The sequence below is a fragment of the Streptomyces caniferus genome, from assembly GCF_009811555.1.
Lineage (GTDB): Bacteria > Actinomycetota > Actinomycetes > Streptomycetales > Streptomycetaceae > Streptomyces > Streptomyces caniferus.
This window is the reverse complement of the sequence record NZ_BLIN01000001.1, coordinates 425,653-447,137: the sequence shown is the minus strand read 5'-3', so window position 1 is coordinate 447,137 and position 21,485 is coordinate 425,653. Positions and strand designations below refer to the sequence as shown.

Here is a 21,485-nt window from a genome sequence, read left to right as displayed (position 1 = left end):
TGTCGTACCAGGGTCAACATCCAACCAGGCCGAAAACGTTCCCGCTCGTGCCTTTTCCTCGAAAAAATTCTCGGAGGGGGCCGGGTGCTGCCGGGTGGCGGCGAATGAGCCGTATTGCGTGGTGGTCTGTTTCACGTTGGTTGTTCTATCTGTCCTCCCGGCTGGCTTGCCGGTTGTTGATGAGGACGTGCCCGGAGCCTAAATGGTTCATGCCTCGAAGGGAACGTGATGTGCACGTCACTCGGACGTCACCCCTTCGAGGGATCGAACGTACGAGCGAAATTCTACTACCATGGGCATGCGTACGGGTGGCGTCACATCGGCTCTACCAGGCCTCGGTACCCTCTGACGGGCGACACCGCCACAACCGAGTCCGCGGAATGCGGGCTGCCAGAAATTCAGCGAGGAGCGAACCGCGTGACCGCCGAGATGTCCGTGCCGTCCACCGCAGTGCTGACCGGGGCAGACCGGGACGGTTCCAACTACACCGCGCGGCATCTGCTCGTCCTCGAGGGGCTCGAGGCCGTCCGGAAGCGCCCCGGCATGTATATCGGCTCGACGGACAGTCGCGGCCTGATGCACTGCCTGTGGGAGATCATCGACAACTCCGTCGACGAGGCGCTGGGCGGCTACTGCGACCACATCGAGGTGATCCTCCACGGCGACGGGTCGGTAGAGGTCAGGGACAACGGCCGCGGCATTCCCGTGGACGTCGAGCCCAAGACCGGCCTCAGTGGCGTCGAGGTCGTGATGACCAAGCTGCACGCCGGCGGAAAGTTCGGTGGTGGCTCCTATGCGGCCTCCGGCGGTCTGCACGGCGTCGGTGCCTCGGTCGTCAACGCCCTCTCGGCCCGGCTCGACGTCGAGGTGGACCGCAGCAGCAAGACACACTCGATCAGCTTCCGTCGCGGCGTCCCCGGCATCTTCACCGAATCGGGCCCCGACGCCCCCTTCGATCCGGGCAACGGCCTGCTCAAGGGCAAGCGGATCGCCAAGACGAAGACCGGCACCCGGGTGCGCTACTGGGCAGACCGGCAGATTTTCCTCAAGGACGCCAAGCTCTCCCTGGAGACGCTGTACGCCCGTGCCCGGCAGACCGCGTTCCTGGTGCCGGGCCTGACGCTGGTCGTCCGTGACGAGCGGGGCATCGACGGCGCCGGCAAGACAGAAGAGACGTTCCGCTACGACGGCGGCATCAGCGAGTTCTGTGAGTACCTCGCGCAGGACAAGGGCGTCTGCGACGTGCTCCGGCTGACCGGCCAGGGCACCTTCAAGGAGACCGTGCCGGTCCTCGACGACCGCGGTCATATGACACCCACCGAGGTCACCCGGGAACTGGGCGTCGACATCGCACTGCGCTGGGGTACCGGCTACGACGCGACGGTCAAGTCGTTCGTCAACATCATCGCGACGCCCAAGGGTGGCACCCATGTCTCCGGCTTCGAGCGGTCGGTCGCCAAGACGGTCAACGAGGTGCTGCGGTCCAGCAAGCTGCTGCGCGTCGCCGAGGACGACGTCGTCAAGGACGACGCCATGGAGGGCCTCACCGCCGTCGTGACCGTACGACTCGCGGAGCCGCAGTTCGAGGGCCAGACCAAGGAGGTGCTCGGCACCTCCGCAGCCTCGCGGATCGTCGCCCAGGTGGTGAGCAAGGAACTGAAGGCGTTCCTGACCTCCACGAAGCGGGACGACAAGCAGCAGGCCCGCTCCGTCATGGAGAAGATCGTCGCCGCGGCCCGTACGCGCATCGCCGCCCGTCAGCACAAGGAGGCCCAGCGGCGGAAGACGGCGCTGGAGTCTTCCTCGCTGCCGGCCAAGCTCGCGGACTGCCGCAGTGACGACGTCGACCGCAGCGAACTCTTCATCGTCGAGGGCGACTCAGCGCTGGGTACCGCGAAGCTGGCACGGAATTCGGAGTTCCAGGCGCTGCTGCCGATCCGCGGCAAGATCCTGAATGTCCAGAAGTCGTCGGTTTCGGACATGCTCAAGAACGCCGAGTGCGGCGCCATCATCCAGGTCATAGGGGCCGGATCCGGCCGCACCTTCGACATCGACACCGCCCGCTACGGCAAGGTCATCTTCCTGGCCGACGCGGATGTCGACGGCGCGCACATCCGCTGCCTGCTGCTGACGCTCTTCCAGCGTTATATGCGGCCCATGGTCGAGCAGGGCCGGGTCTTCTCCGCCGTACCGCCGCTGCACCGGGTCGAACTGATCAACCCCAAAAAGGGCCAGGACAAGTACATCTACACCTACTCGGACAACGAGCTGCGCCAGACGCTGCTCGAGCTCCAGCGAAAGAAGGTCCGCTACAAGGACAGCATCCAGCGCTACAAGGGTCTGGGCGAGATGGACGCCGACCAGCTCGCCGAGACCACCATGGACCCGCGCCACCGGACCTTGCGTCGCATCAACATCAGCGATCTCGAAGCGGCGGAGAAGGCCTTCGACCTCCTCATGGGCAACGAAGTCGCCCCCCGTAAGGAGTTCATCACCAACTCTGCTTCCACTCTGGACCGATCGCGCATCGACACCTGACCGGGCCGCAGCTCCCGACGGGCGCCTCTCCACCCCAGGGCGGACGGGCGCCCGTCGCCATTTCCACCCGGTCCCCACCCTGGCTCCGATCCGTCCGTGGGTGCTGCTCCGTAGCGTCGGAAACGTCGAATTTCCGTCCCAGGAGGGCCTGGATCATGAGTGGCTTGCTCAACATCGTTGTGATCACCGCGGCGGTTGCATGGGTGCTCATCCGGCAGTTCACGGCGCAGCGGGTCACGTCGGAGGGCAAGAAGGGGTGGCTGAATCCGGTCGTTCTGGTGGTCATGGCGGTGCGGCAGTCCGGCCTGCTGGACCCCGGGCACCACACGGCGTCTGCCGTCCTGTCGGTGTGGAGGTCCTGATCGGGCTGGCCTGCGGCGTCGGCTGGTCCTGGACGACACGCATCTGGACGGACGCGGACGGCACGGTGCGGAGCAAGGGAGGCTGGGCGGCGGCCGGCGTGTGGCTGGGCGGCATGGTGCTGCGGCTCGGCCTCATGGGCCTGGTGGCGGCCATGGGGATACATCAGGGCAGTGCGGCCACCATGCTCTCCGTTGCCGCGATGCTGCTGGCTCGTACCGGTGTCACCACCTGGAGGGCCCAGGCCATGCAGCAGACGTACCGTGTCCCTGTTGCGGGCTGATGCCCTGCGCCCCAGAAAGGACCGTACGTGGCGCTGAACTCCTGGACGAGCTGGCCACTGCGGGAGTCGCTGTCCCGTGAGGGCATCAGCGGCGCCCGGGTGTGGATCGGCCGAGCGGTGCGTGTCGTGGTGGTCGCGGTCCTGGTGTGGATCACCCTCACGGGGCCGGGCTTCACCGGCTGGGGCCGGGTGGCGGCGTGTGCCGGTCTGGCCACCAGCATCCTGGTCTTCCGCGGCTTCTTCCGTATGACGCTGGCACGCCGTCTATGGCCGTCCATCGGGCTGTTCGCCGTACTGGAGGTGGTCGCCTTCGGCTTCGCGTTCGCCGGGGCGCGTACGCCCGCGAGTGTCCTGTGGTGCGCCTGCGCCGTCATCGCCATGGAGCGGCTTCCGCTGAGCGTCGCGGTGCCGTGCTCCGCTGCGGCCCTGGGCGCGTTCGCAGTGATGAACCACGATTACTGGATCGCGACCGCCGCGACGACCGTGGGTCTGGCGCTGGCGGGCTATGTCGTACGGCTGGATGCCGAGGCGCGCGGCAACACCCAGCGGCTGCTGGCCCAGGAACGCGCTGCCCGCAAGGCGGAGGCCGAATCGGCGGCGCTCACGGAACGCGGGCGGATCGCACGCGAGATCCACGACGTCCTCGCCCACAGCCTGAGCGCCCAGCTGGTGCACCTGGAGGCGGCGCGACTGCTGATCCAGCGCAGCACCGATCTCGAGGCCGACCGTGACCAGCTTTTGGAGCGGGTGGTGGCGTGCCGAGGGATGGCCCGTGAAGGGCTGGACTGGACCCGTGAGGCGCTCTCCGCGCTGCGTGGGGAGATGGCCCGGTCGAGGACTTCCTGCGCCGTCTGACGGCCTCTGAGGGCGTTCGGCTGGAGGTGGCGGGTGAGGGACGCGCCCTTCCGGCGGAGGCGGGTCTCGCGGTCCGCCGGGTCGCCCAGGAAGCGCTGACGAACGTGAGCAAGCACGCCCCGGGAGCACGGGTGAGCGTGCGGCTGGAGTGCGCGAGGGACGACGTGGGCTGGAGGTGCGTGATTTCGGCGGCTGCGGAAAGGCCGGCGACCTCGCGAACAGCGGCTCCGGGTACGGTCTGCTCGGGATGCGGGAGCGCGCCGAACTCCTCGGTGGGACGCTGGATTCCGGCCCCGATCAGGAGGGCTTCGTGGCGCGGCTGCGGGTGCCTGCATGACGGCACGCAGGGTGACACGGGTGGTGGTCGCCGATGACCAGACGGTGGTGCGCGAGGGAATCGTGATGCTGCTGGGACTGCTGCCGGGCATCGAGGTCGTCGGTTCGGCCGCGGACGGCGCGGACGCGGTCCGCCTCGTCGCCGAACTCGACCCCGACGTCGTGCTGATGGATCTGAGGATGCCGCGCTGTGACGGTGTCGAGGCCACCCGGCGTGTCCGCACGGAGCACCCCGGTACCCAGGTCGTGGTGCTCACCACTATGCGGACGACGACTCGCTCTTTCCTGCCCTGCAGGCCGGGGCCCGTGGCTACCTGACCAAGGACGCGGACGGCGACGAGATCGTCCGCGCCATCGACGACGTGCTCTCGGGAGAGGCCGGTCTGTCGCCCAAGATCCAGAGCAGGTTGCTGGAGCGCTTCACGGAGCCTGTACGACCCGTGCCACAACCGTCGGAGGAGGCGCCGGACGGCCTGACGGCCCGCGAGCTGGAGGTGCTGCGACGGGTCGCCGAGGGCCAGTCCAATCCGGAGATCGCGGGGATGCTGCACGTCTCCACCGCGACGGTGAAGACCCACATCAACAATCTCTTCGCCAAAGCCGGGTTGCGGGACCGGGCCCAAGCCATCCACTACGCGTACCGCCACGGGCTGGCACAGCCGCCGGGACGGCCCATCACCTGATGGGGTGAAGGGTTCGGAATGAAGCGTCCCGGATCTTCCTTTCTGTCCAACCTTGGGTCGCACGGACAACAGCCCCGTGCACCAAGGAGAGTTCGGTGGACAAGCAGGACGGCCGCTCGGCCGGTGAGCCAGGGGGCGTACGGCTCGACGACCCCTGGTACGACGCTCTCGCCTCCGGGTGGGGCGAGGTGGAGGGCGCTGCAGAGACAGCGGGCGAGTGGGGCGGCGTGCAGCCACCCCGCCCGGCCCCGGTGCCGGACCAAAGGTCCGCGCTGCATGACGAGGTCTACCTTGCGGTGCAAAGAAGCGCGGCTTTCCAGGAGGTACGTCGCCGCTACCGGCGTTTCGTGCTGCCCGGTACGGCGGGCTTCCTGGCCTGGTACCTCGCCTATGTGATCGCGGCCACCGCCGCACCCGGCCTCATGGCGCACCGCGTCGCCGGTGCCCTGAACGTCGCGATGCTTGCCGGACTCGGTCAGTTCGCCACCACGTTCCTGCTCACCTGGGCCTACGCGCGCCACGCCCGGATGCGCAGGGACAGCGCGGCCCTCGACATCCGCTGGGAAACCCAGGAACTCACCGGAGGGAACGTCCGGTGACCGATGACCATCAGACCCTCGCATTGGTCCTGTTCAGCGTGTTCATCGCCGTCACCCTGGGGATCACCACCTGGGTGAGCCGTCGTCGGCACGGCTCCGCCGAGGAGTTCTACGCGGGCGGGAGGCTCTTCTCCCCGATAGAGAACGGTTTCGCCATCGCGGGTGACTACATGTCCGCTGCCTCCTTCCTCGGTATCTCCGGACTGATCGCCCTCTTCGGCTACGACGGCCTGTTGTACTCCGTCGGCTTTCTCGTTGCCTGGCTCGTCGTCCTCTTCCTCGTCGCCGAACTGGTCCGCAACTGCGGCAGGTTCACTCTCGCCGATGTCGTCGCAGCCCGGATGCGGGAACGCCCTGTCCGCATCGCGGCCGGTGCGGCCTCCGTCACGGTCTCGGTGCTCTATCTGGTGGCGCAGATGGTCGGGGCCGGCAGCCTTGTCGCCCTGCTCCTGGGGGGCGCGGGCCAGCAGGCCCGTACCTGGATGGTGATCGGGGTCGGTGCCCTGATGGTGGTCTACGTCGCCTTCGGCGGGATGCGCGCCACGACCTGGATCCAGATCGTCAAAGCCGTGCTTCTCATGGGCGGTGCCATTGCCCTGACCGTCCTGGTACTGGTCCGGTTCCACGGCGACTTCAACGCACTGCTGAACACCGCCGCCGAACGCAGCGGACACGGACGTGACTTCCTCGCCCCGGGCCTCAAATACGGTGCCGGCTGGACCTCTCGGCTGGACTTCATCAGCCTCGGCATCGCGCTCGTCCTGGGCACCGCCGGGCTGCCGCACATCCTCTCCCGCTTCTACACCGTCCCCACGGCCCGTTCCGCTCGTCGCTCGGTCGTCTGGTCCATCGGGCTGATCGGTGGCTTCTACTTGATGACCATCGTGCTCGGTTTCGGTGCCGCGGCGGTGCTCGGCAGTGACGCCGTGCGGACATCCAATACGGCCGGCAACACCGCAGTCCCGCTGCTCGCCCTCGACCTGGGAGGCGGCGCCGGTTCGACGGGCGGCACGGTGCTGTTCGCCGTGGTTGCCGCCGTAGCGTTCGCCACCATCCTGGCTGTCGTCGCCGGTATCACGCTCGCTTCGTCGGCCTCCGTCGCGCACGACCTGTATGCCTCGCTACGACGTCCACGCGGCACCGCGCAGGACGCCCAGCGAGCCGAGGTGGCCGTGGCACGTATCGCAACGGTGGCCGTCGGCGCGGTCGCGATCGGGCTCGCCCTGCTCGCCCAGGACCTGAACGTCGCTTTCCTGGTGGGGCTGGCCTTCGCCGTGGCCGCATCGGCCAACCTTCCGGTCCTGCTGTACACGCTCTTCTGGCGCCGCTTCACCACCCGGGGCGCGGTCTGGTCCGTATACGGCGGCCTGATTCCGGCGATCACCCTGGTCGTCCTCTCGCCGGTGGTCTCCGGCAACCAGGAGTCGCTCTTCCCCGGCATGGACTTCGCTTTCTTCCCGCTCGACAACCCCGGTGTCGTATCGATCCCACTGGGCTTCCTGATGGGTTGGCTGGGAACGGTGCTCTCCCCGGAGGCCGCCGATGAGGCACGGCATGCCGAGACGGAGGTGCGGGCGCTGACGGGGGCGGGGGCCGCTTAGGGCCGTTTGATGGGTTTAGGGCCGAACTCGCTCTGACCCTGGAGTGAACGGGGCGGGGCGTGACAGCCGGGTAGGGCGCGGTTGTGACGCCCCGCCGGCGTGTACCGGGTTCCCGGTGCACGTTGCCTGCGCGTGGCGTCTGGTGCTCTGACTACACCCACTCGTAGCGGTGCTCGGGGCGGCCGGTCTCGCCGTATTTGAGCGTGAGGCGCACCCGTCCGGCGCGTTCCAGCAGTTTGAGGTAGCGCTGCGCGGTCTGCCGGCTCAGCCCCGCCTGGAGCGCGACGTCCTGCGCCGACAGCGGGGCGTCGGCGGAGCGCAGCACCCAGCGCACACGGTCGGCAGTGGCGGTGGAATGTCCCTTCGGCAACTCGGCCGAGCCCGCGTTGGCGGCACCCAAAGCCCCGAAGATCCGGTCCACTTCGGACTGCTCCGCCTGCCCGCCACCCGCAAACGTACGGTGCAGGGCTGCGTAACTCATCAACTTGGAGCGCAGTCCTGCGAACGTGAACGGCTTGACCAGGTATTGCAGCGCACCGTGGCGCATCGCGGCCTGCACGGTGGCGATATCGCGAGCTGCCGTCACCATGATGACGTCGGTGAACAGGCCGCGCCGCCGTAGGTCGCCGACCAGTTGCAGTCCTGTTCGGTCGGGAAGGTAGTGGTCCAGAAGGATCAGATCGACGGGGTGCGTCTCCACGGCGGCAAGCGCGTCAGCGGCCGTGTGCGCGAGGCAACTGACACGGAAGCCCTCGATCTTGGCGACATAGGCAGCGTTGATCTTCGCGACATGCACGTCGTCGTCCACGACCAGTACGTCGATCATCGGCCGGCCTCCGTGGCGTCTTCGTGGCGACGAGTGCCCGCCTCGGCCCGTCTGGAGGAGAGGGCGCCCGTGACTGCCTCCTGGGGCCCTGTTCCACGTGCTCCGGAAAGCTCCTCGGACAGCGCGTCGGGGACGGTCACGGTGAACACCGCACCACCACCGGCGCGCTCGCTGACCTCGGCGCTGCCCCCATAACGCTCAGCGAGACGCCGTACGAGGGCCAGGCCGATGCCGCGCTGCCCGTGGGGCGGCGGATCCTTGGTCGTCCAGCCCTCGGTGAAGATCTCCGCACGACGTTCCTCGGGCACGCCCGGGCCGTTGTCGCTGACACGCACTATGGCGGTGTCGCCCTCGGCGCGGACCTCCACCTCCAGTTGCGCGTCGCGCTCACCCGACGTGGCGTCCAGTGCGTTGTCGACAAGGTTGCCGAGGATGGTGACCAGACTGTGTGGGTCGACCAGGCGATCGGGCAGGTGTGTATGGGGCGAGATGCTCAGGGAGACGCCACGCTCGGTGGCGACGGTGGCCTTTCCCACCAGCAGGGCCGCCAGCAACGGATCGTGGATGCGCTCGGTGACCTGCTCGGCGGTCGCCCGATGGACGCCCACCGCCTGCGTCACGAACTCCACTGCCTCCTCGTGCAGCCCGAGCTCCAACAGGCCGAGGAGGGTGTGCAGCCGGTTGGCGTGTTCGTGATCCTGGGCGCGGAGGGCATCGATGAGGCCACGGGTGCCGTCCAGCTCACGTCCCAGCCGCTCCAGCTCGGTACGGTCGCGCAGGGTGACCACAGCGCCACCGTCGTCGGTCGGCATGCGGTTCGCTACAAGGACCCGGTGCCCGCTGACAGCCAGTAGGTCCGCCCCTGAGACGCGGCCGGCCAGGACGTCCGTTGTGCGGCCGGGAGGCAGAGCCGCGTCCAGGGGACGGCCGGTGTCGTCGGCACGGAGGTCCAGGAGGCGCTGTGCCTCGTCGTTCATCAGGCGGATGCGGCCGTTCTTGTCGAGCGCGAGGAACCCTTCCCGGATGCCGTGCAGCATCGCCTCCCGCTCGACGAGCAGCGCGGAGATGTCCGAGAACGCCAGGTCGTGGGTGCGACGCTGGAGCCGGCGGGCGACGAGATAGGCGGCGAGCGCGCCCACGGCCAGCGCCCCGCCCGCGTAGGCCAGCAACTGGGGGACGGTGGAGAGCAGCCGTTCCTGCACGCTCTCGTAGGCGATGCCGACGGAGACGGCACCGACGACCTTGCCGTCCTCGTCGCGGAGTGGCACCTTGCCGCGCGCGGACCGGCCGAGAGTGCCCTCGTCGATCTGCATCACCTCCTGGCCGGAGAGGGCGACGCTGGGATCGGTCGAGACGTGGCGTCCGATCTCATCCGGGTCGGTATGGGACCAGCGCACGCCCCGCTTGTCCATGATCACCACGTATTCGGCGCCCGTGCCGGCGCGAATCCGCTCCGCCTCGTTCTGCACGGGGCCGTGGCGCGTCGGACGGGAGGACTCCAACGCGTCGTCGAGCCGGGGCTCGGCCGCGGTGGTCTGCGCGATCGCGAGAGCGCGGCGCATAGCCTGATCGTCGAGCTGGGCACTGAGCGGGGCGAGGAACAGGCCGGTCGCCAGGGCGATGACACCGGTGGCGATGGCCAGCTGCACCATCAGTACCTGGGAGAAGACCCGCTGCGGCCATCCCAGCCGCGGCCTCGTCCGGCGAGCTGCGCGGTCGGTCGGTCCGTGGGGAGCTGCGACCGGGATATCGGGAGTCGGCCGACCGTCAGGTGTGTGTGCGCTGCTGACCGGCTCGCCAACGGTGGTGCCGGCGGGCGACTCGGTGGGGAATGGCGCGGAACCCGAGGGCTCCGCGGCGCTCGGGCGTGGAACCGATGCTTCCTTCTCGCCCATACGAACGAACAGTAAGCGTGGGGATGGGCTGGCCGGTAATCCCTGGCGGGGTGAATTCGGAGGGTGTCCGGGTGGCGACTGGAAGGTAGCTCCGCGGGGAGCACGATCCGCGGCATGGAACTCGTGCCATCGGCTGCGCTGCGGCGAACGCGGGAAACGCTCACACCATCGCGGCCACCCACGCCACGGCAATGGCAATCACACCGCAAGGGCGAGATCGAGGCTCGCGTCCGCTCCGCCGGTTTGTCCGCTAGGGGCTCGCGGGTCTCGCCTCATCCGTGCATTCGTGCGGTCTCTAGCAGATGCCATTGGGGCGTTGGTCGCCGTCACTTGCCGACCTTGGCAGACGGCTGACATCCGCGACGAAGGAGCAGGACAAGTGCGTGCCAAGGGGGTGGGGAGCGCGGCTGGACACGTTATCCACAGGCCTTTTGGTCGCGGATTGTGCGTGCGTAATCTCGCATGGTGAGCGGACGGGTACGTCCCGTGCGGGGCCGGCCGGGGGCATTGCGAGGCGCGCGATGGCGCGCGGGGGAGGGAGCAGGCATGCGGTCTACGGGGGAGCGTCACGGGGTGTGGCGCAGGTCGTGGAGGAGGGCGGGTTACGTGCCGTTCGGCCGACGGGCCGAGGGCAGGCGGACCCGACGTAGCTGGTCGGTGCGATTGGTCTGCCGTCTCAGCTGGTCGTGGGGCAGTCGCCCACTGTTGGGCGACATCCGCGCTAACAGCGGTGCCTCATGCGGGCGCAGTGACCGCCGACTTCCGGAAGGGCGGCCGCTCGGAACGTATGAGGGTCCGAGTCTGTCTGGCGAAGCGGAAACGCGGGGCGGGGGAGCCCAGGGTGGTGGTGGGCCCGGTGAGAGCCGGGCGGAGTCTGCCGAGTCACCTGCCGACGGGCTGGGGCGTCCTCTGAGGCGTGCCGCTCGAGGCGCCGAGCGAGACACTCGCCGTGGTGATCGAGACAATCGCCATACGCGCAGGTGGACCGAGCGGCGCACCACAGCTGGCGGGCGCCGCAGCACCATCGGTCCGCTGTTCGACGATCACTCGCCAGGTGCGGCCGTCGGAGTGCGCAACGGTGACCGCCCAGGCGGCGGAGGCTGCGGGGATGGCCGCACTGCCGGACGTCAAGCTGTCGGCCGGCTTCGGTTCGGGCCACACCGTGTCGGTCCGTACGACGTCGAGTGCGTCCGCCAGATCCTCCCCGATCAGCTCACGGACCGCGAGGTCGGCGGCCTGGCCCGGCCGGTCCCAGGTCGAGCGGCCGCGGGCGTGGCCCACCGTGATCCGTCCGCTGCGCGCCGACTCCACGGCCTCCTTGACCAGGGGGGCCGAGGCCCGTCCGTAGGCGTAGCCGTAGGGGAGGACGAAAAGGGTGGGGGAGAAGCGGTGTCCCCCGATGTGGGTGACTTCCCAGGCCTCGGTGCCGCCGGCGGCGAGCTCGGCGGCCAGCGGGCGGCCGAGCAGGGCGCAGCAGCGGTCCCGCTTGCCGTTGGTGCACACGAGGACCAGCGGCTCACCGAGGTACGGCTCCCAGACGCCGTGATGCTCTCCCGCTCCCAGGGCTGCAAAGTTCAGCCCGAGGGCCGCCTGCGGGTCGGTGACGGTGGTCGTACGGATCCAGGAGCGTCCCGGCGCGGTGTGGGCGAGGAACAGCCGCCGCCGGGGCGCGCCGTGGCGGTCGGCATGGCGCCCCGGTCGGCGGATCAGGGCGACGCGTACTCCCGTACCCTCTGCCGCGGCCTCCAAGGCCCGGCCGACGTCAGGGTCGAGGTGACTGTCCGTCAGCGCATGGGCGCCCCAGGGTCCCGGCTGCTCGATGAGCAGCCAGGTTCGGGCAGGGGCCGCGGTCCCGGCGAGAGATTCGGCCGATTCACGAGAAGTGGTGGCGCAGGTACTCACATAGGTGAGCCTAACCTCATCTGATCCGTGCCGGATTCCGGGTGGGGGTCCGGTCGGGGCAATGTGGACGGAATTCCGCCAGGCGATGGCCGGTGGCCCGTCGCGTGAGGTTCGGTAACGCCAGGCATGCGCCATCGAGCCGGGGTCGTCGGAAGCCTGGCTCCTTCCGGTGCGACCCACCCTGCGGCAGCCTCCTGTCACGGCAGTGGCTGGGGCGGGCGGGGGCCGTGGTACTGGCCGCTGGGGCGCATGCGGAGGGGCGGTTCGGCGTATTCCTCCAGGGCGTGGGCGATCCAGCCAGCGGTGCGGGCGATGGCGAAGATGGTCTCGCCTGCCTCCGCCGGCATCTGTGTCGAGACGGACAGTACGGCCAGTGTCAGATCGACATTGGCCTGCAGATCCGTGTGCCGGGCCGTGGTGGTGATCACTTGACGGGCGGCCTGCAGGGCGGGGCGGGCCTGCGGTACGTCCTCCAGGAGTCGGAACAGGGTGGTGGCCCGCGGGTCCTCGGCCGGGTACAGGAAATGCCCGAGGCCAGGAACCCGGCGGCCCGCCCGCAGGTGGTCGGCGACGACGGCAGCGGCGCTGCCCCGGTCCAATACCTCCTTCAGCATCCGGTGGGCGAGTCCGCTTGCGGCGCCGTGCAGCACACCGTCCAGTGCCCCGAAGCCGGCCGAGACGATCGCGTACGGATGGGCGCGGGCGGAGGCGGCGACCCGTACCGCGTAGGTCGAAGCGGCGAGGTCGTGGTCGATGAGCAGGACCAGTGCGGCGTCCAGGACGCGCAGTGCCGCGGGGTCGGCGGGCTTTGAGGTCAGTCGTGGCCAGAGGCGGGTGGCGAGGGAGTCCGCGGCGCACTGCTTCGGGGTGTGCGACGGCAAGGCGTCGACGAGGGTGGGGATGAGGCTGCGGGCGGTTCCGACAACGGTGTCCTCGGACAGGTCGAAACGGAGCGGGTCGGCGGCGGCCGCGGCGATCAAGGCGACCCGTAGCTGGTCCATCGGTCCGCTGTGGGCCGGCAGCGCCTGTACGGCGCGGCGGGTGGCGGAGAGTGCGTCCTGTGGCGCCGTGAAGTGGGTGCCGGGGTGCAGTTCACCGGTCCACAGCCACTCGGCTACTTCCTCGTAGCTGTAGTGGGCGGCGAGTTCCGAGGCGTCGACGCCTCGGTAATAGCAATGGTCGCGGTCGATCAGCGTGATGCCCGTGCGGATCGCCAACTCGCCTACGGAGGCGGTCGGTTCGCGGCGGCCTGCGCGGCGGGCGAGCGCATCGACCTCCTTCGCGTCGAAGGTGCTGCCGCGGGCGCCCGGCTCGCGGCGGCTGGTCAGCTGGCCGCGGCTCACATAGGCGTACACCGTCTCCGGTTTCACGCCCAGCCGGTCGGCTGTCTCACGGGTGCTCAGTCGCTGCCCGCCAATGTCCTGCGCCGTGTCTCGATCCGCCATGGGGTCACCGTATCCAGGCTCATCCATATTGACTCAATCAATGTTGACAATACTTGAGTCAAGCATAGACAGTCGGATCAATATTCGAGTGAGGAAGAGCAAGGAGATCTGCCATGGCGAGCGCCCAGGCGACCACACCGATCGACGTGCCCCGCGGGCTTTCGGGCGTCATCGTCACCGAGACCCAAGTGGGCGACGTCCGGGGCACCGAGGGCTTCTACCACTACCGCCAGTACTCCGCCGTGGAGCTGGCGACGGCCCGTACGTTCGAGGACGTCTGGCACCTGATGTTCCACGGGGAGCTGCCCGACGCCGCGCAGCTCAAGGCGTTCAGCGCGGAGACCGCCGCTCTGCGCACGCTGCCGGCGGCCGTGCGCGATGCGTTGCCCGCCCTCGCCCATGCCGGCGTGCTCTCCGGCCCGCTCGCCGGGCTGCGCACCGCGCTGTCCCTGCTCGGTGCGACGGTCGGCCTCAGGCCGCTGTACGACCTCGACCCGGACCGCCGACGTGCCGACGCGCTCGCCGCGTGCGCCGCCGTGCCGACCCTGGTCACCGCGTTGCACCGGCTCGGTCAGGGCCTGCAGCCCGTCGAGCCTCGGGCGGATCTCAGTTACGCCGCCAACTACCTCTACATGCTGACCGGCGACGAGCCGGAGCCCGACCGGGTCCGGGCTATCGAGGCGTACCTGATCTCCACCATCGACCACGGTTTCAACGCGTCGACCTTCACCGCCCGCGTCATCGCCTCCACCGGCGCCGATCTCGCGGCCTGCCTCGTGGGTGCCGTCGGCGCGCTCTCCGGGCCGCTGCACGGCGGTGCGCCCAGCCGCGCCCTGGACATGCTCGACGCCATCGGCACACCCGACCGCATCGATCCCTGGATCCGCGAACGCGTCCTGGGCGGGGAACGGATCATGGGGTTCGGGCACTCCGTCTACCGCACCGAGGACCCGCGCTCCAGGATGCTCCGCGGGATTGCCCAGCAGCTGGGTGGGCCACTGGTGGAATTCGCCGTCCAGGTGGAAGCAAGGGTCGAAGAGCTGCTGGCGGAGCTCAAGCCCGGCCGTGAGCTGCACACCAACGTGGAGCTCTACGCGGGGGTGGTCATGGAGCTGTGCGGATTGCCGCGCGAGATGTTCACGCCCACCTTCTGCGCGGCCCGTGTGGTGGGCTGGAGCGCCAACATCCTGGAGCAGGCCGAGGACTCGAAGATCATTCGCCCCGCGGCCCGCTACGTCGGCCCGCCCCCGCCGCAAGCGCTGCCCGCCGTCGCCTCCTGCTAGCCGGGAGGGGCGTAGGCGGTGCGGGGGCGGAGCCGGGCTCGTGCCGTCGGCGTTCCGTTACGATCGACAGCTCGTCTGCCGCCGGTCCGCGCGGCCCGCCACCCGCACCATGGAGGGGCCCCTTGGCCACGCAACAGATCCCGGTCGTCGTGCTCGCGGGCTTCCTTGGGTCGGGCAAGACCACGCTGCTCAATCATCTCCTCGGCAACGGCGACGGCACCCGTATCGGCGCGATCGTCAACGACTTCGGCAGCATCGAGATCGACGCCATGACCGTCGCCGGGCAGGTGGACTCGATGGTCTCGCTCGGCAACGGCTGTCTGTGCTGTGCGGTCGACACCAGCGAACTGGACACCTACCTGGAGCGCCTGGCCCGCCCCGCCGCCCGGATCGACGTGATCGTCATCGAGGCCAGCGGGCTGGCCGAGCCGCAGGAACTCATCCGGATGATCCTTGCCAGCGACAACGACCGGATCGTCTACGGCGGGCTGATCGAGGTCGTCGACGCTGCGGAGTTCGACGACACCAGGGCCCGGCATCCCGAACTGGACCGGCATGTGGGCATCGCCGACATCGTGGTGCTCAACAAGGCCGACCGCATCGGCGAGGCCGCGCGGAACCACCTCATGGACACGCTGTCGGGCCTCGCTCCCGGCCGGCCCGTCATCTGCACGGCGTACGGGCGGGTCGACCCCGAGCTGTTCTTCGACCGCGGACCGGGGGAGGACCACCACGCGGCGGTGCGGCAGTTGTCCTTCGAGGACCTGCTGCGCGAGGCCGCGGAGAACGGGGAGCCCGGGCACGGCTCGGACGACCAGTGCGACCACTCCGGCCACACCCACCACGCGAGTCACCTCCATGCCGCCTATCAGAGCGTGGAGTTCACCTCCGTCGAGCCGATGCACCCGCGTCGGCTCATGGACTTCCTCGACAGCCGCCCCGCCGGCCTCTACCGCATCAAGGGCTTCGTCCACTTCGACGTACCGGAGAACCGCCAGAAGTTCACCGTGCACGCCGTCGGTGACTTCCTGCGCTTCTACCCCGCGCCCTGGCCGAAGGGCGAGGAACGGTGCACCCAGCTCGTCATGATCGGCAGCGGCATCGACACACCGGCCCTGCACAAGGAGCTGGACAACTGCCGCGACAGTGCACCGTCGGAGGCCGACCCCAACAGCATGTGGGGCGTGCTGCGGTACGTGGCCGCGCACGAGGACCCCGAAGACGGGTGACGCCGTCGGGCCGATCTCCTCGGCCCGACGGCGTCACCCGCGGCTGTCACATGCGCTGACTACACCGGCCCCGCCAGCGCCGCTACCGGCTTCAGCAGCGGCACACCCGAGCCGTCCCGTCGCGGATCCACCGCCGGCATCTCGACCGGGCTGCCCTTGGCATCCGCGGCCCGCACCGGAGCCGTCCCGACCCAGGCCTGGACGAGGACGTCCTCGCCCTTCAGGAACCGCTGACAGCGCACGCCGCCGGTCGCCCGTCCCTTGCGCGGATACTGGTCGAACGGCGTCAGCTTGGCCGTCGCCACCGAGTCGTCCAGCGTGCCGTGCGAGCCGGCGACCGTGAACACCATGGCCTCGGCGGCCGGATCGACCGCGGCGAACGCGATCACCTTCGCGCCCTCGCCCAGCTTGACGCCCGTCATACCGCCCGCGGGCCGGCCCTGCGGCCGTACCTGCGAGGCCGGATAGCGCAGCAACTGCGCCTCGTTGGTGACGAAGACCAGGTCCTCCTCACCGGTGCGCAGCTCGACCGCCCCCACGATGCGGTCGCTGTCCCTGAGGGTGATGACCTCCAACTCTTCCTTGTGGGCGGGGTAGTCGGGTACCACCCGCTTGACGACGCCCTGCTCCGTGCCGAGCGCCAGACCCGGCGAGGACTCGTCCAGCGTGGTGAGACAGATCAGCTCCTCGCCTTCCTCCAGGGTCAGGAACTCCGAGAGCTGCGCGCCACCGGAGAGGCTGGGCGCCGCCGCGGTCTCCGGGAGCTGCGGCAGATCGATCACCGAGATCCGCAGCAGCCGGCCCAGGGACGTCACCGCGCCCACCTCGCCTCGGGTCGTCGCCGGCACCGCCGAGAGGATCACATCGTGCTTGACGCGCTTGGCGTCGATGTCGAAGGCTACGTCCCCGGTGACCGTGCGCGCCAGCAGTCCCGTCGAGGACAGCAGCACCCGGCACGGGTCGTCCGAGACCTCCAGCGGCACCGCGCCGACCGAGGTGCCCGCCGACTCCAGCAGAACGGTCCGCCGGTCCGTGCCGTACTTCTTCGCGACCGCGGCCAGCTCACCGGACACCAGCTTGCGCAGTTCGGCGTCCGACTCCAGGATCTGCGTCAGCTTCTCGATCTCGTCCTGCAGCCGGTCACGCTCCGACTCCAGCTCGATACGGTCGAACTTGGTCAGCCGGCGCAGCGGGGTGTCGAGGATGTACTGCGTCTGGATGTCGCTCAGCGAGAACCGCTCGATCAGCCGCTCCTTGGCCTGCGCGCTGTTGTCGCTGGAGCGGATGAGGCGGATGACCTCGTCGATGTCCACCAGAGCCACGAGCAGGCCCTCGACCAGGTGGAGGCGGTCGCGGCGCTTGCTGCGCCGGAACTCGCTGCGTCGCCGCACCACGTTGAAGCGGTGGTCGACGTAGACCTCCAGCAGCTCCTTGAGGCCCAGCGTCAGCGGCTGGCCGTCCACCAGCGCGACGTTGTTGATGCCGAAGGACTCCTCCATCGGCGTGAGCTTGTAGAGCTGCTCCAGGACGGCTTCGGGGTTGAAGCCGTTCTTGACCTCGATCACCAGCCGCAGACCGTGCTCGCGGTCGGTGAGGTCCTTGACGTCCGCGATGCCCTGGAGCCTCTTCGAACCGACCAGGTCCTTGATCTTGGAGATGACCTTCTCGGGGCCGACGGTGAAGGGGAGTTCGGTGACGACCAGGCCCTTGCGGCGCGCGGTGACGTTCTCCACCGTGACCGTCGCGCGGATCTTGAACGTGCCGCGGCCCTTCTCGTACGCGTCCCGTACGCCGCCGAGGCCCACGATCCGGCCGCCCGTCGGCAGGTCCGGACCCGGCACGAAGCGCATCAGGGTGTCGAGATCGGCGTTCGGATGCTTGATCAGATGGCGGGCGGCGGCGATGACCTCGCCCAGGTTGTGCGGCGGCATGTTCGTCGCCATACCGACGGCGATGCCGGATGCGCCGTTGACCAGGAGGTTCGGATATGCGGCAGGGAGGGCGACCGGTTCCTGCTCCTGGCCGTCGTAGTTCGGCGAGAAGTCGACGGTGTCCTCGTCGATGGACTCCGTCATCAGGGAGGTCGCGGAGGCCATCCGGCACTCGGTGTACCGCATCGCGGCGGGCGGGTCGTCATTGCCCAGCGAACCGAAGTTGCCGTGGCCGTCGACGAGCGGCAGCCGCATCGAGAACGGCTGCGCCATGCGCACCAGGGCGTCGTAGATCGACGCGTCGCCGTGCGGATGGAGCTTACCCATCACCTCACCGACGACGCGGGCGCACTTGACGTAGCCGCGTTCGGGTCGCAGCCCCATCTCGTTCATCTGGTACAGGATGCGGCGGTGCACGGGCTTGAGACCGTCGCGGGCGTCCGGCAGGGCGCGCGAGTAGATGACCGAATACGCGTACTCGAGGAAGGAACCCTGCATCTCGTCGACGACGTCGATGTCGAGGATCCTCTCCTCGAAGTCGTCCGGCGGCGGGGTCTTCGTGCTGCGGCGGGCCATCGCGGCTGCGGCTCCTTCTGCTGCGTCTAGTGCCGATGCCGGGAGGCGACATCGGAACAACGGTCAACCAGTCGGGTCAACCAGCTGGGGATCGACCCGCGAGTATGTCTGAGTCTGACGCGGACCATTGTGGACCGCCCCACTGACAACGCCGACCGCGACTCCCCCTTCGGCTCCCGCCGGGGCCGAGCGCGGCGCATGTCCGGCGCCGGTCGTACGGGAACTTCGCCAGATGCCGACGCGCTTGCATACAGTGACAGAACTTCCTCGCAAGCGGATCGAAGGGACGTACATGCCCATGGGTCACACGGCCACAGAACAAGCCGGCTCCGGCGGCCTGACAGCGACCGAGCACCGGCTGGCCAACGGCCTGCGCGTGGTGCTCTCCGAAGACCACCTGACCCCGGTTGCAGCGGTCTGCCTGTGGTACGACGTCGGCTCCCGCCACGAGGTCAAGGGCCGTACCGGCCTGGCTCACCTCTTCGAGCACCTGATGTTCCAGGGGTCCGCGCAGGTGAAGGGCAACGGCCACTTCGAGCTGGTGCAGGGCGCCGGCGGTTCGCTCAACGGCACCACGAGCTTCGAGCGCACCAACTACTTCGAGACCATGCCCGCCCATGAGCTGGAGCTCGCGCTCTGGCTGGAGGCGGACCGGATGGGCTCGCTGCTGACCGCGCTCGACGACGACTCCATGGAGAACCAGCGCGACGTCGTCAAGAACGAGCGCCGCCAGCGCTACGACAACGTCCCCTACGGCACGGCCTTCGAGAAGCTGACGGCCATGGCGTACCCCGAGGGCCACCCGTACCACCACACACCCATCGGGTCGATGGCCGATCTGGACGCGGCCTCCCTGGAGGACGCGCGGGCGTTCTTCCGGACGTACTACGCGCCCAACAACGCCGTCCTGTCGATCGTCGGCGACATCGACCCCGAGCAGACTCTGGCCTGGGTGGAGAAGTACTTCGGCTCGATCCCGGGGCACGACGGCAAGCAGCCGCCGCGGGACGGCACGCTGCCCGACGTCATCGGCGGCGAGCTGCGGGAGGTCGTGGAGGAGGACGTGCCCGCCCGGGCCCTGATGGCGGCCTACCGTCTGCCGCACGACGGCACCCGTGAGGCGGACGCCGCGGACCTCGCGCTGACCGTCCTGGGCGGCGGCGAGTCCAGCCGCCTGTACAACCGGCTGGTGCGCCGCGACCGCAGCGCCGTGGCGGCCGGTTTCGGCCTGCTGCGGCTGGCCGGTGCGCCCTCGCTGGGCTGGCTGGACGTGAAGACGTCCGGTGGCGTGGAGGTCCCCGGCATCGAGCGCGCGGTCGACGAGGAGCTGGCCCGCTTCGCCGCCGAAGGCCCGACCCCGGAGGAGATGGAGCGGGCTCAGGCCCAGCTGGAGCGGGAATGGCTGGACCGGCTGGCCACGGTCAGCGGCCGCGCCGACGAACTGTGCCGCTTCGCCGTTCTGTTCGGCGATCCGCAGTTGGCGCTGACCGCCGTGCAGCGTGTTCTGGACATCACCCCCGAGGAGGTGCAGGCGGTCGCCAAGGCCCGGCTGCGCCCCGACAACCGCGCGGTGCTGGTCTACGAGCCCACCGAGCAGACCGACGCCGCCGACACCGAGGAAGGGGAGGCGGACCAGTGAGCGACGCCACCACCCACGCCGATTCCCCCGTGAGCAGCATGGACTTTCACCCGCAGCCCCAGGGCGGCGCGCCCAGGCCGTGGGCCTTCCCGGCCCCCGACCGCGGCCACCTGCCCAACGGGCTCACCCTCCTGACCAGCCACCGCCCCGGCCAGCAGGTCGTCGCCGTCGAGATCAACCTCGTCGCGCCGCTGGACGCCGAGCCCGAGGGCCTGGACGGCGTCGCCACGATCATGGCGCGTGCCCTGTCCGAGGGCACCGACAAGCATGACGCGGAGGAGTTCGCCGCCGAGCTGGAACGCTGCGGCGCCACTCTGGACGCGCACGCCGACCACCCCGGTGTACGGGTCTCCCTCGAGGTGCCGGCGTCCCGGCTGCCGCGTGCGCTCGGCCTGCTCGCCGACGCGCTGCGCGCGCCCGCCTTCCCGGAGAGCGAGGTCGAGCGGCTGGTGCGCAACCGTCTCGACGAGATCCCGCACGAGCTCGCCAACCCGGCCCGGCGGGCCGCCATGGCGCTGTCCAAGGAGCTGTTCCCGGCCACGTCCCGTATGTCGCGGCCGCGCCAGGGCACCGAGGAGTCCGTCGGACGCATCGACGCCGCGGCCGTCCGCGCCTTCTACGACGCCCATGTACGGCCCGCGACCGCCACCGCCGTCATCGTGGGTGACTTCACCGGGGTCGACCTGGACGGCGCGCTCGCCGAGACGCTCGGCGCGTGGAGCGGCTCGACGGCCGAGCCGCTGAAGGCCTCGCCGATCGTCGCCGACGACACCGGCCGCGTGGTGATCGTGGACCGCCCCGGCGCCGTCCAGACGCAGCTGCTCATCGGCCGTATCGGTGCCGACCGGCACGACCGGGTGTGGCCGGCGCAGGTCCTCGGCACCTACTGCCTGGGCGGCACCCTCACCTCCCGTCTGGACCGTGTGCTGCGGGAGGAGAAGGGCTACACCTACGGGGTGCGCGCCTTCGGCCAGGTACTGCGCTCCACCGCTCCCACCTCCCCCGAGGGGGCCACGGGCGCCTCGCTGCTCGGCATCAGCGGCTCGGTGGACACCGCCTCCACCGTCCCGGCGCTCGACGACCTGTGGAACGTGCTGCGCACCCTCGCGGCAGAGGGGCTGACGGACGACGAGCGGGATGTCGCCGTACAGAACCTCGTCGGGGTCGCGCCGCTGAAGTACGAGACCGCGGCAGCCGTCGCGGGCACCCTCGCCGACCAGGTGGAGCAGCACCTGCCGGACGACTTCCAGGCCCAGTTGTACGTCCGGCTGGCGGAGACCGGCACGGTCGAGGCGACCGCGGCGGCGGTCAACGCCTTCCCCGTGGACCGGCTGGTCACGGTCCTGGTGGGCGATGCGGCGCAGATCGCCGAGCCCATCAAGGCGCTGGGCATCGGTGAGGTGACCGTCGTCAGCGGCTAGACCATCATGTGACGGAAGGTCACATATCGACAAAGCAACTCCCGTGGCGACGGTCCGCCACGGGAGTTGCCGTATGTCCGGTT

The 21,485-nt window shown here is 69.6% G+C and carries 14 protein-coding genes and 2 pseudogenes; 11 read left to right on the top strand and 5 right to left on the bottom strand.

The annotated features are described in order from the left end of the window. Nucleotides 1-417: 417 nt before the first annotated feature. From Scani_RS01765 to Scani_RS01740, 7 genes and pseudogenes are all read left to right on the top strand, one after another. Nucleotides 418-2,538, top strand: a complete 2,121-nt coding sequence (locus tag Scani_RS01765; RefSeq protein WP_159469279.1) for a DNA gyrase/topoisomerase IV subunit B — start codon at nt 418-420, stop codon at nt 2,536-2,538. Nucleotides 2,539-2,693: 155 nt separating this feature from the next. Continuing rightward, nucleotides 2,694-2,900, top strand: coding sequence for a hypothetical protein (locus tag Scani_RS41930; RefSeq protein WP_308686548.1), 207 nt, complete (start codon nt 2,694-2,696; stop codon nt 2,898-2,900). After that, entirely contained in the window at nt 2,888-3,181 is a 294-nt protein-coding gene (locus Scani_RS41925; RefSeq protein WP_308686547.1) for a hypothetical protein, read from the top strand. The genes Scani_RS41930 and Scani_RS41925 overlap by 13 nt, the downstream gene beginning before the upstream one ends. 27 nt (nt 3,182-3,208) lie before the next feature. Then, a pseudogene (locus Scani_RS01755) lies at nt 3,209-4,373 on the top strand (sensor histidine kinase). Next, nucleotides 4,370-5,055 (top strand): annotated as a pseudogene (locus tag Scani_RS01750) (response regulator transcription factor). Before Scani_RS01755 ends, Scani_RS01750 begins: the two co-directional pseudogenes overlap by 4 nt. A 95-nt stretch (nt 5,056-5,150) precedes the next feature. Beyond that, entirely contained in the window at nt 5,151-5,654 is a 504-nt protein-coding gene (locus tag Scani_RS01745) for a DUF485 domain-containing protein (protein ID WP_159469277.1), read from the top strand. Further along, nucleotides 5,651-7,255 carry a monocarboxylic acid transporter gene (locus Scani_RS01740; RefSeq protein ID WP_159469275.1) on the top strand — a complete coding sequence of 535 codons (1,605 nt, stop codon included), beginning with the start codon at nt 5,651-5,653 and terminating at the stop codon, nt 7,253-7,255. Before Scani_RS01745 ends, Scani_RS01740 begins: the two co-directional genes overlap by 4 nt. A 151-nt stretch (nt 7,256-7,406) precedes the next feature. On the opposite strand, the gene Scani_RS01735 is transcribed toward Scani_RS01740, so the two are convergent. The 4 genes from Scani_RS01735 to Scani_RS01720 all read right to left on the bottom strand — a co-directional run bounded on the left by Scani_RS01735 (nt 7,407) and on the right by Scani_RS01720 (nt 13,323). After that, nucleotides 7,407-8,081 carry a response regulator gene (locus Scani_RS01735; protein WP_159469273.1) on the bottom strand — a complete coding sequence of 225 codons (675 nt, stop codon included), beginning with the start codon at nt 8,079-8,081 and terminating at the stop codon, nt 7,407-7,409. After that, complete coding sequence (locus tag Scani_RS01730) at nt 8,078-9,733, bottom strand: sensor histidine kinase (protein ID WP_159469271.1); 1,656 nt, start codon at nt 9,731-9,733, stop codon at nt 8,078-8,080. Before Scani_RS01730 ends, Scani_RS01735 begins: the two co-directional genes overlap by 4 nt. 1,125 nt (nt 9,734-10,858) lie before the next feature. Further along, entirely contained in the window at nt 10,859-11,878 is a 1,020-nt protein-coding gene (locus Scani_RS01725) for a ferredoxin family protein (RefSeq protein WP_159469269.1), read from the bottom strand. A 197-nt stretch (nt 11,879-12,075) separates the two neighbouring features. Next, nucleotides 12,076-13,323 (bottom strand): citrate synthase, encoded by a 1,248-nt coding sequence (locus Scani_RS01720; RefSeq protein WP_159469267.1) that lies wholly within the window; start codon nt 13,321-13,323, stop codon nt 12,076-12,078. A 113-nt stretch (nt 13,324-13,436) separates the two neighbouring features. Between Scani_RS01720 and Scani_RS01715 the strand changes: the two genes are divergently transcribed. Both Scani_RS01715 and Scani_RS01710 read left to right on the top strand, forming a co-directional pair. Beyond that, entirely contained in the window at nt 13,437-14,606 is a 1,170-nt protein-coding gene (locus tag Scani_RS01715) for a citrate synthase/methylcitrate synthase (protein ID WP_159469265.1), read from the top strand. Between the two features lie 122 nt (nt 14,607-14,728). After that, entirely contained in the window at nt 14,729-15,835 is a 1,107-nt protein-coding gene (locus tag Scani_RS01710; RefSeq protein WP_159469263.1) for a CobW family GTP-binding protein, read from the top strand. Between the two features lie 59 nt (nt 15,836-15,894). Here the strand turns inward: Scani_RS01710 and Scani_RS01705 are convergent, their stop codons facing one another. Next, nucleotides 15,895-18,342 (bottom strand): DNA gyrase/topoisomerase IV subunit A, encoded by a 2,448-nt coding sequence (locus Scani_RS01705; protein WP_159469261.1) that lies wholly within the window; start codon nt 18,340-18,342, stop codon nt 15,895-15,897. 298 nt (nt 18,343-18,640) lie between these two features. On the opposite strand from Scani_RS01705, the gene Scani_RS01700 reads away from it, so the two are divergent. Then, nucleotides 18,641-19,981 carry a M16 family metallopeptidase gene (locus Scani_RS01700; protein ID WP_167538014.1) on the top strand — a complete coding sequence of 447 codons (1,341 nt, stop codon included), beginning with the start codon at nt 18,641-18,643 and terminating at the stop codon, nt 19,979-19,981. A gap of 38 nt (nt 19,982-20,019) precedes the next feature. After that, nucleotides 20,020-21,402, top strand: a complete 1,383-nt coding sequence (locus Scani_RS01695; protein WP_159469395.1) for a M16 family metallopeptidase — start codon at nt 20,020-20,022, stop codon at nt 21,400-21,402. Nucleotides 21,403-21,485 lie beyond the last annotated feature (83 nt).